Source organism: Ewingella sp. C233, assembly GCF_055407225.1.
The window spans coordinates 70,985-85,128 of record NZ_JBUZRI010000004.1; the positions used below are offsets into that span (position 1 = coordinate 70,985).

Here is a 14,144-nt window from a genome sequence, read left to right on the forward strand (position 1 = left end):
ACAAAACCTATGAAAGCACTGACCATTGGGTTAATTGGTAATCCGAATTCAGGTAAAACCACCCTTTTCAACCAATTAACCGGTGCTCGTCAGCGCGTGGGTAACTGGGCAGGCGTCACGGTTGAGCGTAAAGAAGGGCAGTTTGCCACTCAGCAACATCAGGTCACGCTGGTGGATTTACCGGGCACCTATTCACTGACCACCATTTCGGAGCAGACCTCGCTCGACGAACAAATTGCCTGCCATTACATCCTCAGTGATGAAGCTGATCTGATGATCAACGTGGTGGATGCGTCCAATCTGGAACGTAATCTGTACTTGACGCTGCAACTGCTTGAACTCGGCATTCCGTGCATCGTGGCTCTGAATATGCTCGATATCGCCAAAACCCAAAACATCACTATCGACATTCCGGCGCTCGCCAAGCGCCTTGGCTGTCCGGTGATCGCGCTGGTTTCCACCCGCGCAAGTGGGATTAGCGAGCTAAAAGCCGCCATTGACCAGTGCCCGCAAGCGTCGAACCTGACCCGCGTAACCTACCCGCCAGTCCTGCAACATGAAGTGGATTTACTGGCCACCGAGATGCCAGCAGAAATGCCGTTGCAACAGCGCCGCTGGCTGGCCCTGCAAATACTCGAAGGGGATATCTACAGCCAGACCCATGCGGGTAACGCCGCCAATATCCTGCCACAGGTACGCGCCCGCCTGGCCGAACAGCAGCATGAAGACCCTGCATTGCTGATTGCCGATGCGCGTTATCAGTGCATTGTCAGCCTGTGTGAAGCAGTGAGTAACTCGCACCTGACGGCGCCCAACCGTATGACGCAAATCCTTGACCGGGTGATCCTCAACCGTTTCCTCGGCGTACCGATTTTCCTGCTGGTTATGTATCTGATGTTCCTATTGGCGATTAACATTGGTGGCGCACTGCAACCGATTTTCGATATCGGTTCGGCGGCTATTTTTATTCAGGGAACACAGTGGGTGGGCTTTACCCTGCACTTCCCACAGTGGCTGACTATTTTCCTCGCTCAGGGCGTAGGCGGAGGGATTAACACCGTTCTGCCGCTTGTTCCGCAAATTGGCATGATGTATCTGTTTCTGTCGTTTCTGGAAGACTCTGGTTACATGGCGCGCGCCGCCTTTGTGATGGACCGCCTGATGCAGGCGCTGGGGCTACCGGGAAAATCCTTCGTACCGCTGATCGTTGGCTTCGGCTGTAACGTGCCTTCTATCATGGGTGCCCGCACGCTGGACGCCCCGCGTGAACGCCTGATGACCGTCATGATGGCACCGTTCATGTCATGCGGCGCACGTCTGGCGATTTTCGCCGTCTTCTCCGCCGCATTCTTTGGGCAGAGCGGCGCGTCGGTGGTCTTCTCGCTTTATCTTTTGGGTATCGTGGTCGCCATACTCACCGGGCTGGTGCTGAAGTACACCATCATGCGCGGTGAAGCCTCGCCGTTCGTCATGGAGTTGCCGGTTTATCATATTCCACATCTGAAAAGCCTGCTGCTGCAGACCTGGCAACGCCTGAAAGGCTTTGTGCTGCGCGCCGGTAAAGTGATTGTCATCGCCAGTATTTTCATTGGCGCGCTCAACAGCTTCTCCTTCAGTGGCAAAGCCGTCGACAACATTAACGACTCCGCGCTGGCGACCGTCAGTAAAGTGCTGACGCCAATCCTCAGTCCGATGGGTGTGCACGAAGACAACTGGCAGGCGACTGTCGGTTTAGTCACCGGCGCGATGGCAAAAGAAGTGGTGGTCGGTACGCTCAATACCCTCTACACCGCCGAGCACATCACCACGCAACAGTTCGACGCTGCCAGTTTCGATCTGCTGGGCGAACTGAACGGCGCCATGCGCCAGACCTGGCAGGGGCTGAAAGACACCTTTAGCCTGAGCGTGCTCTCCAACCCAATTGAAGCCAGCAAAGGCGACGGCGAGATGGCAGCTACCTCAATGGGTGTGATGAGCAGTAAGTTCGGCACCGCCATTTCAGCCTACAGCTACCTGATTTTCGTCCTGCTTTACGTTCCGTGCGTCTCAGTAATGGGCGCTATTGCGCGTGAAACCAGCCGTGGCTGGATGACATTCTCCATCGTCTGGGGGCTGAACGTCGCTTATTCGCTGGCAACGCTGTTCTTCCAGGCCGCGACATTCAGCGACCATCCGGGGCGAAGCGCAGGGATCATCCTGACGGTGATTATTTTCAATGCGCTGGTGCTGCTGACCTTGCGCAAAATGCGCAGCCGCGTCAGCGTCACGTTAAAACCGCGCCAGGCTGCCGCCTGCTGCAGCTCGCCGTCAGGCGACTGCCACTAGGAGAAAGGATGACCTCATTGATTGCTGTTCGCGATGGCGTGGCACTGGCTGGGAGGGTTGATGCCCGCCAACTGAGCCATCAGTTACAAGCACCACAACCGCTGGTACAGGCGATGCTCGACCGGCTGGTTGCCATGCGAAAAGTAGAAGCCGTCGAACCTGATGACAGTTGCCTGAGCGGCGGCTGTAAAAGCTGCGCCGACGGACAAAAATGTCTGACCGTCAGCTACCGGCTGATGCATGATTGATAGTGAAATCACCTTCCGTAAGCTGGAAATCTTCATCGCTTACATGGAAAAGCTCAACATCACCCGAGCCGCTGAACATCTGGGCCTGAGCAGCGTCAGCGTGCACCGCGCGCTGCATTCGCTCGAAGAGGGGCTACGTTGCCCGTTATTTATTCATAAAGGCCGTAATCTGCTGCCGCTGCCTGCCGCCCGCGCACTGCTGGAACACGCCACGCAGGTGATTGAGCAGATGGAGCATGGCATCGAAGCCACACGCCTTGCTGCCGGTTTCGGTCAGAAAAGGCTCAAGCTAGGCACGCTCTATTCATTGACGCTGCAAACCATTCCCCGGCTGATTATGGGCCTCAAACTGCGCCGCCCCGAACTCGAACTCGAACTCATGATGGGCTCAAACAGTCATCTGCTTGCCAGAATGGAAGAAGGCCAGTTGGACGCCGTGCTGGTCTCCACCAGCGATTCGCCGATCGATACCCAGCGTTATGACCAAATCCCGCTGTTTCAGGATGATATTTTTCTCGCCGCACCGGCCAGTTCTGCGCTGGCCACAGCTGGTACCGCCGATTTACGCGATTTCACTCAGGAGAAGTTTGTGGCGCTGGCAGAAGGATTTGCTACCTATCACGGCTTTCAGGAAGCTTTTCATGTCGCAGGGTTCGACCCGGACATTGTTACCCGGGTAAATGATATTTTTTCGATGCTGAGTCTGGTGCAGGCGGGTGTGGGCTATACGTTAATTCCGGGGCGTATGAAAGGCGTCTATGAAAACACCGTGCGCCTGATACCGTTGGCCGAGCCTTATCAGATGCGCCAGACGATCTCCCTCGTCTATCCGCACAGCCGTGAACACGACCCTAACCTGCTGGCTCTGGCCGCTGAATGCCGGATGTATGCGTTAGGGAAACCGGTGCACAGATGAGTGTGAAAATCGTACATGAATGTGGGCCGCTTCGGGTGGATATCCCTAATTGGAAGAGAAAAAAAACGTATAAGTTTTGTATCGCAATATCACCGGCATACCACCACATTCCTTGTGTCGATAAGTGAAACGGCCCCCTCCAACAACCGTTAAGTTAACTATCGATAAAGCTAGCATGCCGGAAATTATTCTGCATTTTCCCGTAACCGCATTGCGAGAGTCCTCGCAACCTGTATGCCGGACTGACATAAAGACAGCGCTTCGCCCTGATCCATAGCACGTCGCGTCAGGCCAGTAAGCACTGAACCGGGCGGCATTTCTATCGCCAGACGCACGTCACGTTGGTATGCCGCCACCATCGCATCGCGCCAGTTGACGGTGCGCGCCATGTTCATCGCCAGATCGTCTGTAATCTTCTGCGGCTGCCAGTACACCCGGCCCGAAGTGCCGCTGAGATAACCGCAGGTCGGGCGCTGAAGCGTGACGGACTCGAAGGCGTTAACCAGTTTAGCTGCGGGTGCATCCAGTAAAGCGCAGTGAGACGGTACACTGACCGCCAGCCGGTGAGTTTTCTGCGCGCCCTGCGCTTTGGCTAAATTCAGTACCTGTCGCATGGCAACGTCGCTGCCGGCGATCACCATCTGATCTTCGGCATTGATATTTGCCAGATACACCGGCGTCTGCGGGTCATTCACCTGCTCCAGCAGCGCAGAAACCTTACCCTGACTCAGCCCGGTGATGGCCGACAAGCCGTACCCCTGCGGATAGGCCTGCTGCATCAGTTCGCCGCGCAGCGCCACCAGACGCACGGCATCGTCAAAGCGTAAAGCACCGGCAATAACTGCCGCCGCAAATGCCCCAATCGACAGCCCGCTGCAAAAATCAGGTTGTACACCTTCGGCTTCCAGCTGTTTTGCCCAGACGACACCGGCTATCAGCAGGCACAGCTGCACCGCGCGGGTGGAGCGCAGCGCATCGGCGCTGTCGAGCAGTAAAACGTCCGAGCCCAGCGCAGTGCTGGCCCCGGTAAGGAGATCCTGAGTAACAGGATTTTCTGGCAGGCGGTGCAGCATATCCGGCACCTGAGGGCCCTGACCGGGAAAGGTAAACAGGATGTTCATAACACTCCTCAGACTGCAGGCTTGCTCCACGGGTCAGTGACCAGAACCGGGCCTGAGTCAGTTTTCAGCATAAATTCCCCGCCGCGCAGCCATTCTGTCAGCGAGAAACCGCCCTGCGGCGTGGAGATTTGTACATCGACGCGGCACGGCATCTCTTCAAGGCTGGTGTGGAAAGCGGAAAACTCAATGGAATCCACCGGCTGATCGCAGCGGATGAGTAAGTCCAGATCGCTCTCGGTGTGCATCACCGGAATATCACTGACCATGGCATAGGCACAGCTGCCGGTAACGCCCCACTGCCAAGGCAGTTTCAGGCTGGCGAGGGTGATCAGCGCCTGCATAGGTTGCAGGGAGATAAAGCGCGAATGCAGCAACGTAACGGGATCGGCCACCAGTGATTCGGGCGTCACCACGCGCAGCACGTCTTCAGGTTTTACCCAGGCGGCTGCGCGCTGAATTTTGGTCATACCGCGTATCCCGACCGGGATGGCGCCATCGCCGCGCCGGTCACGACGCACCACCAGCGGCAAATGCGGCCGCCAGTTGCTCACCCAGTCGGGTAAGCCCTGGTCGTTTTCCAGCAAAGCACGGTCGGCAATCCAAATCAGGTCATGGGCACGCGGCAGACTCATCGTTACGGTTCCTTATTCATCAGTGCAGTGAAGCAGTCAGTGTTATAAACAGCGGTAACGTAATGATACACAACACTGAACTGATCAACAGTGACGCTTCTGCATCTGGCGACTGAACGCCGAAACGATTACCGAACACGATCCCGAAGAAACCGGCTGACAGCGCAATCATCAGAATCGCCGTCACCGCCATCTGTCCGCTTAGGCCAAAGGCCAGCACCAGACCCCAGGCGATAAACGGCTGGATCAGGTTTTTCGCTACGCAGGAAACCAGCACCGGACCGTTGATTTTCAACTGACGCGCCGACAGGATCACCCCGGTCAGGAACAGTGCCGACGCCGTTGCAGACAGGCCCAGCGGTTTAATCGAGGCCAGCACAATCTCCGGCATTTTGATGCCAATGGCTGACAGCACCACACCCAGCAGCGGTCCCCAAACAATCGGTTTTTTCACCGAACGCCACATCAGCACCGGCAGCAGCGCCAGCGAAGAGCCCTGACCTTCACCGCCGAGGCGCGCTTTTTCACGCTCGAGGATCAACAGACAGAACGGCGTCATCAGTACCGAACCGCAGGCAATCGCCACCGCGACCGACAGCGACGTGGTGGAAGATTCCCCGAGTACGCTGCCCAAAATCGGCAAACCGAGTGCCGCATAGTTTGGCAACGCTACGGTCAGTGTCAGCACTGCGGCGTCCTGCGGGGATTTGTGGAAAACCTTGGTGCAGGTGAAATAAATCGCCGCATAAGTTATCCACATCGCCAGAACCAGCACCACAATCAGCGGTGTCTGTTCGACAATCCCGGCCCATGGCGTCTGCACCGTAGCGGCAAACAGCGTAGCGGGCAAAGCAAAATCCATCACAAAGACGTTCAGTAACGAGACGTTTTTGTTATCCACCATTTTCGCCTTCCCAGCAAAATAGCCGAGCAGCATGATGACGAAAATCGGGGCGAGGGCGTGCAAAATCACATAAGTCATAGCGATGTACCTGAGGTAAATAAAAAGGAATTACCCAGTCCGCCGGTTACGATGTTTTTTATAAATTCCAGTCGGATGCGGCACGCTGAACTCTGTGCCGCACCTCGCTGTATGCAGGTGCCTTTACCGGCTGAAAGACTGAAAAGTTAAGGGATTACCATTCCTGGCGCATTCGTTCGCGGACAAGCTGCGAACTGGCGCGGTTGTCGGCACCTAAGCGATTGTTAAGGCCGACGCCCTCCTTACGGGCAGCGAGAATGTTGTTCCACAGCGCCGATTGCACGTTGACGATATCGTCCGGCGTCGCGCTGTCGGGATTACCGACCTCCATCAGCTGCGCCAGCAGCCCGAGTGTGGCGTAGTTTTCGATGTCATAGGCCATCGGCGGGATGGTCGCGGCCAGTTTCTCTAGCGCCGCAACCGAGCGCAGCGTAATACGCGCCGCTGACGCTTTGCCCATCGCGTGGATCATCACGTCCGGATTATTGAAAGCGATGAGCTTGTTGGCCTGATAGCCGTGCGCCAGAAACGCGCCGGACATGGCTTTGCCGACAATCAGCCCGATCACCGGGTGTCCGGCCAGTCTCGCATTGGCATAGGCCCCGGCGGCACCGGCCAGCGCCTGATGAATCCCGAAAGCCTCTTCGCGGCGGCCATAAGCCTGACTTGGCACGTCAATCACCGCCACAATCGCCCGTTTAATCGCTTTGCCAGCGTCTTCGGCAACCGTCTGGCTTACCACTTTAGCCAGCGTCCAGCCTTCCAGCAGCCCAACTTCGCCGCCTGCGGCACGCGGATAGTGGTTATTTTTATCCGGTACCACGGCGATATAACGCACGTCCTGATCGTTGATTTTCCCGTCCGCCGCTTTCACTGACGGGCACAGCCCGGTCAGTCGTGTGGCGTCTTTGGTCAGTTCAGCAAACCAGTAATCGCCGCGGCTGACGGCATTTTTGGCAATATTTTCAAGCGTGCTCATACGAGATCCTCCCGGTTAAACAGCTCTTGCGTAATTTCACGGCTGGCCTGCCGGCGGGTATCAAAACCGGTAAGTTTTGGCAGGTAATAATCGAATTTATCGGAGCGATGCTGCACCGGAACGCCTTTGGCCATAAACCTCAGCAGATGGCTTTTCACTTCGTTCAGGGAATCTTTCACCAGCGCGTCAACAAAGCCGCTGTGATAACGCACTTCGCCGCCGGTCATGCTCCAGATAAACGGCCGGTCACGGGAGTCATACTCTTCGATGCCCGCTTCCTGCTCGATAACCTGCGGGCCGTTCAGGCCAAGGCGCGCTTCACGGGTCACGATGAGATAACTGCACAACGCGGCGGCAATCGACATCCCGCCGAAACAACCGACGGTACCGGCCACCACGCCAATCACCGGCGTGTAACGGCGTAAATCCACAATGGCGGCGTGAATATCGGCGATAGCCGCCAGGCCGAGATTCGCCTCCTGCAAACGTACACCGCCGGTTTCCAGCAGCAGCACGGCCTGCGTCGGGATGCCGTTGCGGTTATCTTCCGCAGCCAGCTCTAATGCGGCGGCCATTTTTGCACCGGACACTTCCCCCATGCTACCGCCCTGGAATGCGCCCTCAATAGCAACAATGACGGCGGGCAGGCCTGCGATCGTACCTTTGGCGACCACCATGCCGTCGTCCGTCTGCGGCACGATGCCTTGCGGTTCCAGCCACGGTGACATGATGCGTTCGAACGGTCCCAGCAGCTCGCGGAAAGTTCCTGCGTCAAGCAGATTGCGCGCACGCTGGCGGGCATTCAGCTCAATAAAGCTTTGATCAGTTGGCATAACCCGCCTCCTCAAATACCTGTTCAATCCGCAGGCGCGCTACGCCGGGCGTTGCGCCAAAATCATTGATGTCGAGCTGGCCGGCAGGCAGTTCACGCAGCTGACTCAGACGGTCGAAAAAGCGTTGCCACAAAGTGTGGCTGCCGTCGACGGAGGTCGTGACGGTGACGCGCAGCGCATCGCCCGTTGTCGCTTCATACAGCGCTTCTAAATCGCCGGAACCGACTACGCCAGCCTGTGCGCGTCCGGTCAGCGGCGTTTGGGCCGGGTAAGTAAATTCAAAACGTTCCATAACACCTCTTTATACAAATCATGATGTTAATAATCGGGCCGGTCACGCCAGAGAGACGCGATCGAGAAACAGAGTGGCAGCCAGTAAGTCCGCCGCGCCGCCGGGTGAGGCGTTGTCATTGAGCATCCGTTTTTCCAGCGCCTGAAGGCGCCTGCGTCCGGCGGCCGTTTGCGTGCCGCCAGCGTCTAGCACCGCGCGGGAACCGGCGTGCATTGCCCATAAAGCGGGCAGGCCACCACGCGACAGCACACAGGTATCGGTAAGGCGGGTCATCACGGCCAGCAGCGCATTGAGCCGCGACTGACTTTCCGTCGCGCCAGACTGACGGCTGGTACGCAGCTGCGGCAAGGCGAGTTCGAGAATGTGTGGAAAACCACCCTGTGCCTCCTCCCGCGCGCCCGGCACTTGGTAGCGCTGAACGGCATGGGAACCCTTGCTAAAGCTTTTCGGGCTGAACGCATCGGGCAGCGTCGCCAGTTTTGCCGCCCGTCCGGCGATGATCGCCGGGCTAACGGTTTCAGGCTGCATTGCGACGGCGCTGACCAGCAAGCCCATCGCCCAGATTGCGCCCCGGTGAGTATTCACTCCGCCGGTGGCTTCCATCATCACGGCCTCGCCTTCGCGCCCCAGACGCCCCACTTCCTGACGCAGCGCGATATCCGCCGGGCGCTGAAAACTGTGCAGCGCCAGAGCATGGAAAGTAGAAGTCAGGCTGTGCGCCGAACGTTCCATCAGCGCCAGCGTCAGATCCTGATGGGCTCCTGAACCCCGGCTGTCCACCAGACCCGGTTTCGGGCTGAGCCGCGCTTCATCGATCAGCGCCTGCGTCGCCTCGTGTGCCAGCCTTGCGGCTAACTGTTCAGCGGCACTTTCGCCCCTGACCGATAAAATCTGCGGTATCGTCATTACCAGCTCCGGAATTTCGCCGGCGGGTTATACAAACCGCCAGACCAGTCGACCAGATCACTGACACTGCCCGCCGCCAGCAGCGAACGTGTGGCGTCGGTGCGGCGAATGCCCATATCCTCCGGGAAGACCACCAGTTCCTGACGGCGTAGTTCGGCAACGCGTTTGGCATCCACGCCCAGTCCGATATCCGTGATACCCGCCACCGCGGCTACCATGGCGCGGCGCTCTTCAAGCGATCGCGCCCGGTGCAGATAGGCGATCCCTTCTTCGGTCAGGACGTGAGTCACGTCGTCGCCGTAAATCATCACCGGCGCCAGCGGCATACCGGACTCTTTACCGACGTCAACCGCTTCGAGCTTCTCCACAAAGGTCGGTTTGCCACCGGCCTGATAGGTTTCCACCATCTGCACCACCAGCTTCTTACCGCGCGCCAGCGGATCCGGCTCTTCAATCATGTCGAGCCAGGCGGGAGTGGCATGGCGGCGGCCATGCGGGTCGTGGCCCATATTGGGCGCGCCGCCAAAACCGGCCAGACGACCACGAGTCACCGTCGATGAGTTAGCCAAACCGTCAACCTGCAACGTCGAACCGATAAACATGTCAACCGCGTACTGACCGGCCATCTGGCAGAAGGCGCGGTTAGAGCGCATCGAGCCGTCTGAGCCGGTGAAGAACACATCCGGACGGGCGCGGATATACTCCTCCATTCCCAGTTCACCGCCGAAACAGTGCACGGTATCGACCCAGCCGCTTTCGATGGCCGGGATCAGCGTCGGGTGAGGATTCAGCGTCCAGTGTTTACAGATTTTGCCGCGCAGGCCGAGCTGCTCGCCGTAAGTTGGCAGCAGCAGTTCGATCGCCGCCGTGTTAAAGCCAATACCGTGGTTGAGCGACTGCACGTTGTGTTTGGCATAAATGCCTTTGATAGCCATCATCGCCATCAGGACATGTACCGGTTTGATCAGGCGCGGGTCGCGGGTGAACAGCGGTTCGATAAAGAACGGACGGTCGGCGACGACCACAAAATCAATCCAGTCGCCGGGAATATCCACGCGCGGCAGATCGCAGCCCTCTTCGACCAGTTCATTGACCTGAGCGATAACGATGCCATTTTTGAAGGCAGCGGCTTCCACCAGCGCAGGCGTATCCTCAGTGCTGGCGCCGGTATAAAGATTGCCTTTGCGGTCAGCTTTGAAACCGGCGATCAGGGCAATATTGGGCACTAAATCCACGTAAAGACGGGAATAGAGCTCGATATAGGTATGAATGGCACCGATCTCCATCTGCCCGTCTTCCAGCAACTGTGCAATGCGCAGGCTTTGCGGGCCGGAGAAGGCAAAATCGAGTTTGCGGGCGATACCGCGCTCAAAAAGATCAAGATGCTCGGCACGGCTGACGCTCGGCATGATCATATGCAAGTCATGAAGCTTTTCCGGATTGGCTTTCGCCAGCGAGCGGGAGAGAAAATCGGCCTGCTTCTGGTTATTCCCTTCCATGACAACGCGGTCGCCGGGGGCAATCAGCGTTTCGAGGATGGAGATAATCTGGTCGGTGGGTAACACTTTGCCCTGAGCCACGGTCCGGACACTCTCAATCCGCCGTTGTTTCTCACTGCGGCGGGTGTCCCAAGCTCTGGTGGACTGCGGATGTTGCGTCATGCCTTAACCTCCCTGGGTTAACTTGCCGAGCAGCGTGCGGCTCTGACAAGTGGCGGTACATCGTATATGCGTCGGATAATAAGTGCGTTAAGTGTAGGAAGGGGATGACGTGGCATCAATCAAGCGCAGGAACCGATCGTTACCCTGAGAGTAACGTTTAAAAACAGGTGCGTTATATCAGCAGGATAAGAATGAAAAAAACGATGCGGTGCACAAAAATGGCACAAAAAAAGGGACGCCCGCAGGCATCCCTCTCTTGTTTTATTCACACTCTATCCAGAATCATTCGAGCCATAGAATCATGGATATAAAGGATATTATTTGAAGACTTCAGCCGTTGCGCTAATTTTCTTCTTCTCTTGGCCACCGATGATCACGAAGTACTTACCGCCTTTCTCATCAGCCAGTTTGGACAGCTCTTCACGAGCATCCATTGGTGCTGTGTATTCACCGCTGGTGCTCACAGTCCCTACGCTGGTGTAGCCTTTTTCTTTTGCAACTTCTTTGGTGATCAGCTCTGCAGACATTGCGCTCACTGAGAACAAACCTGCCACCAACGCCACTGCCATAATTTTATAAGATTTCATGAAGTTACCTCTAAAGAGTGATTATTATTAATGAAACTCCTGTGACAATAACGCGGGTGAAGCCTGCGCTGGCGTGAACCTTCCCGGTCAGACACCAAAGTTTCCCCAGAAACGCAGCTTTTTCCGCAATGGCCGGAACGCAACCATTCAGTCACCACGCGGTATTATCCTCTTCAGTATTAATCACTTCTAAAAATTAGCCAGTCTAAATGTGCAAAATAATTACATTACATTTCAATTTGTGACCATGAATCGCATAATTTCTTCACAAAAGGCCTCCGGATGAGACACAAATGGTGCATGGGCGGCTTTTTCCATCACCCGTGAAATGGAATCCGGCCATAATGCATCGAGTAAAAATGCAACCTTGCGCGGTACCAGACCGTCCAGCGCCCCATACATGCGCAGTAAAGGCATCGGCAACAGGCACATCGCCTGACGTAAATCGACCTGTCGCAGGATCTCCAGCCCGCCGTTCAGCACCTCAACCGGCGGCATCGGCTGATCGAGCACCACGGCTTTCAACATACGCGCATCCTGACGGGCGCTCTCGCTGCCCAGCGTTTGCAGCGCCAGAAAACGCTCGACGGTGCGCTGAAAATCTTCGCTCAGCTGATGTTCAAACCCCTGCAGAACTTCCGGGCGGATACCCGGCCACTCATCCTGCGCAGCAAAGCACGGTGATGACGCCACGGTGATCAGCGCCTCCACACGCTGCGGGGCGTTCAGCGCAATCTGGCTGGCGATCAGCCCGCCAAGCGACCAGCCCAGCCACACCGCTCTTTCCGGTGCCGCAGCCAGCACTACCTCAGCCATCTCCACGAGGCCCATCGGTCCAAAACCCTGGCTGCGGCCATAGCCCGGTAAATCCACCAGATGCAGACGGAAATGCGGCGCGAGTCGAGGCGCAATGTAACGCCACACCTCTGCATTCAGTCCCCATCCGTGAAGCAGCACAAGATTGCGATCTCCTTCGCCAAAGGTCTGCCAGTAGAGCCTGTTCATAAGGTAATGTCCGTTTGATTTCACAAATTAGGGAAGTGATAAAGATGACGTTAAGGATAACAATTCACGGCCTTTGCTGGCTATGTCAGCAGCCGTTACATCTTGCCCGACACGGTATGTGCAGCCTGTGCGTTAAAAGCCTGCCATTGTCGCCGCCCTGTTGCCCGCGTTGCGGCTTACCCAGCGCCAGCCAGAACTTAGACTGCGGCCGCTGCCTGCACAAGCCGCCACCGTGGGACGCCATGATTTATACCACTGATTATCTGCCGCCGCTGAGCGGGCTGGTGATGCGGCTGAAGTTTTCCCGTCAACCGGAGCTGGCCCTTACGCTGGCGCGACTGTTGCTGTTGCGCTGGCTCGCCCGTTTTCGTGCCGGTGATGTCGTGCGCCCCGACGTGGTGCTCAGTGTACCGTTACACCGCAGGCGCTATTTTTCTCGCGGTTACAATCAAAGCGAATTACTCGCCCAACCGCTGGCACGCTGGTTGGGCTGTCAGTTTCGCCCTCAGGCACTGCGCCGTATCCGTTCCACTGCGCCGCAACAACACCTGTCGGAAGCGGCACGCAAACTGAATTTACGTAAGGCGTTCGTCTGCGATGAAAACTTTCAAGGGAAACACGTCGCCCTGATCGATGATGTCGTGACGACCGGCAGCACGCTGCGAGAAATCAGCAAACTGCTGCGCAATCAGGGTGTTGCGTCGTTACAAATCTGGTGTATCTGCCGCACGCTGTAACCTTGAGCACACACAGCTAACATAGTGGCTACTTGAAAGATGACGGGTAAAAGCAAAGGGCGTATTATAACCAACTGAAGCAGTCAACTATTGAGCAAATACTATGATCCTTATTACCGATGCTGCCCAAGAGCACTTTGCCAAATTGCTGGCAAACCAGGAAGAAGGCACCCAGATCCGCGTATTCGTGATTAACCCCGGTACGCCTACCGCCGAATGCGGTGTCTCCTACTGTCCACCTGACGCGGTGGAATCAACCGATACCGAACTGAAATTCGAGAAGCTGTCCGCTTACATCGATGAACTCAGCAGGCCGTATCTGGCGGAAGCTGAGATCGACTTTGTCACCGACCAGCTCGGTTCACAGCTGACGCTGAAAGCCCCGAACGCCAAAATGCGTAAAGTGGCTGACGATGCACCGCTGATGGAACGTGTTGAATATCAGCTGCAATCGCAGATTAACCCGCAGCTCGCCAGCCACGGCGGCCGCGTGTCATTGATGGAAATCACCGATGACGGCATCGCCATTTTGCAGTTCGGCGGCGGTTGTAACGGCTGTTCTATGATTGATGTCACCCTGAAAGACGGCATCGAAAAAGATCTGCTAAAAAACTTCCCGGAACTGAAAGGCGTTCGTGATCTGACCGAACACCAGCGCGGCGAACACTCGTTCTACTGATCAGTTAACGCCGTTTCAGTATCCCAATGCTTTAGGGTTCAGCACTGCTGGGCCCTTTTTATTGCCTGCAATTTCCCCCTTCCTGTTGTGCCTGTGATGGCACAACCAGAGTTGCTATCAGCGCCTGCGGATTGCGAATACAACAGAGCAGGGGAAAAGGAATCATGTACAGACCTGCTTTCTCAAGCGAGAGTCAGGCCCGGAATACACACTTCCCCGGATGTCATTTCTAAGGAAATTA

At 56.5% G+C, this 14,144-nt stretch carries 15 protein-coding genes; 5 read left to right on the forward strand and 10 right to left on the reverse strand.

Annotated features, from left to right (window positions below):
• Window positions 1-9 precede the first annotated feature (9 nt).
• The 3 genes from feoB to ACZRKO_RS17950 are packed head-to-tail and all read left to right on the forward strand — an operon-like array spanning window position 10 to window position 3,489.
• Window positions 10-2,325: a Fe(2+) transporter permease subunit FeoB gene (feoB, locus tag ACZRKO_RS17940; RefSeq protein WP_463738600.1), complete on the forward strand. Its 2,316-nt coding sequence runs from the start codon at window positions 10-12 to the stop codon at window positions 2,323-2,325.
• 8 nt (window positions 2,326-2,333) lie between these two features.
• On the forward strand, window positions 2,334-2,573 hold the full coding sequence (locus ACZRKO_RS17945; RefSeq protein WP_463738601.1) for a FeoC-like transcriptional regulator: 240 nt from the start codon (window positions 2,334-2,336) through the stop codon (window positions 2,571-2,573).
• Window positions 2,566-3,489: a LysR family transcriptional regulator gene (locus ACZRKO_RS17950; protein ID WP_463738602.1), complete on the forward strand. Its 924-nt coding sequence runs from the start codon at window positions 2,566-2,568 to the stop codon at window positions 3,487-3,489. The genes ACZRKO_RS17945 and ACZRKO_RS17950 overlap by 8 nt, the downstream gene beginning before the upstream one ends.
• 185 nt (window positions 3,490-3,674) lie before the next feature.
• Here the strand turns inward: ACZRKO_RS17950 and mdcH are convergent, their stop codons facing one another.
• The 10 genes from mdcH to bioH all read right to left on the reverse strand — a co-directional run bounded on the left by mdcH (window position 3,675) and on the right by bioH (window position 12,487).
• Complete coding sequence (gene mdcH / locus ACZRKO_RS17955) at window positions 3,675-4,610, reverse strand: malonate decarboxylase subunit epsilon (RefSeq protein WP_463738603.1); 936 nt, start codon at window positions 4,608-4,610, stop codon at window positions 3,675-3,677.
• A gap of 8 nt (window positions 4,611-4,618) precedes the next feature.
• A complete protein-coding gene (locus ACZRKO_RS17960) occupies window positions 4,619-5,242 on the reverse strand; it encodes a malonate decarboxylase holo-ACP synthase (protein ID WP_463738604.1) in 624 nt (207 codons plus the stop codon).
• A gap of 19 nt (window positions 5,243-5,261) precedes the next feature.
• Window positions 5,262-6,224 carry an AEC family transporter gene (locus ACZRKO_RS17965; RefSeq protein WP_463738605.1) on the reverse strand — a complete coding sequence of 321 codons (963 nt, stop codon included), beginning with the start codon at window positions 6,222-6,224 and terminating at the stop codon, window positions 5,262-5,264.
• A 154-nt stretch (window positions 6,225-6,378) separates the two neighbouring features.
• Window positions 6,379-7,203 (reverse strand): biotin-independent malonate decarboxylase subunit gamma, encoded by an 825-nt coding sequence (mdcE, locus tag ACZRKO_RS17970; RefSeq protein ID WP_463738606.1) that lies wholly within the window; start codon window positions 7,201-7,203, stop codon window positions 6,379-6,381.
• Window positions 7,200-8,036 (reverse strand): biotin-independent malonate decarboxylase subunit beta, encoded by an 837-nt coding sequence (locus tag ACZRKO_RS17975; RefSeq protein WP_463738607.1) that lies wholly within the window; start codon window positions 8,034-8,036, stop codon window positions 7,200-7,202. Before ACZRKO_RS17975 ends, mdcE begins: the two co-directional genes overlap by 4 nt.
• Window positions 8,026-8,328, reverse strand: a complete 303-nt coding sequence (locus ACZRKO_RS17980) for a malonate decarboxylase subunit delta (protein ID WP_463738608.1) — start codon at window positions 8,326-8,328, stop codon at window positions 8,026-8,028. The genes ACZRKO_RS17975 and ACZRKO_RS17980 overlap by 11 nt, the downstream gene beginning before the upstream one ends.
• Before the next feature lie 42 nt (window positions 8,329-8,370).
• Window positions 8,371-9,234, reverse strand: coding sequence for a triphosphoribosyl-dephospho-CoA synthase (locus ACZRKO_RS17985; protein ID WP_463738609.1), 864 nt, complete (start codon window positions 9,232-9,234; stop codon window positions 8,371-8,373).
• Window positions 9,234-10,895: a malonate decarboxylase subunit alpha gene (gene mdcA, locus ACZRKO_RS17990; protein WP_463738610.1), complete on the reverse strand. Its 1,662-nt coding sequence runs from the start codon at window positions 10,893-10,895 to the stop codon at window positions 9,234-9,236. Before mdcA ends, ACZRKO_RS17985 begins: the two co-directional genes overlap by 1 nt.
• Before the next feature lie 317 nt (window positions 10,896-11,212).
• Entirely contained in the window at window positions 11,213-11,482 is a 270-nt protein-coding gene (locus tag ACZRKO_RS17995) for a YdgH/BhsA/McbA-like domain containing protein (RefSeq protein ID WP_463738611.1), read from the reverse strand.
• Window positions 11,483-11,716: 234 nt separating this feature from the next.
• Window positions 11,717-12,487 (reverse strand): pimeloyl-ACP methyl ester esterase BioH, encoded by a 771-nt coding sequence (bioH, locus tag ACZRKO_RS18000; protein WP_463738612.1) that lies wholly within the window; start codon window positions 12,485-12,487, stop codon window positions 11,717-11,719.
• A gap of 44 nt (window positions 12,488-12,531) precedes the next feature.
• On the opposite strand from bioH, the gene gntX reads away from it, so the two are divergent.
• Both gntX and nfuA read left to right on the forward strand, forming a co-directional pair.
• Window positions 12,532-13,224 (forward strand): DNA utilization protein GntX, encoded by a 693-nt coding sequence (gntX, locus tag ACZRKO_RS18005; protein ID WP_463738613.1) that lies wholly within the window; start codon window positions 12,532-12,534, stop codon window positions 13,222-13,224.
• 103 nt (window positions 13,225-13,327) lie between these two features.
• Window positions 13,328-13,903 carry a Fe-S biogenesis protein NfuA gene (gene nfuA / locus ACZRKO_RS18010; RefSeq protein WP_463738614.1) on the forward strand — a complete coding sequence of 192 codons (576 nt, stop codon included), beginning with the start codon at window positions 13,328-13,330 and terminating at the stop codon, window positions 13,901-13,903.
• The last annotated feature ends 241 nt before the right edge of the window (window positions 13,904-14,144 follow it).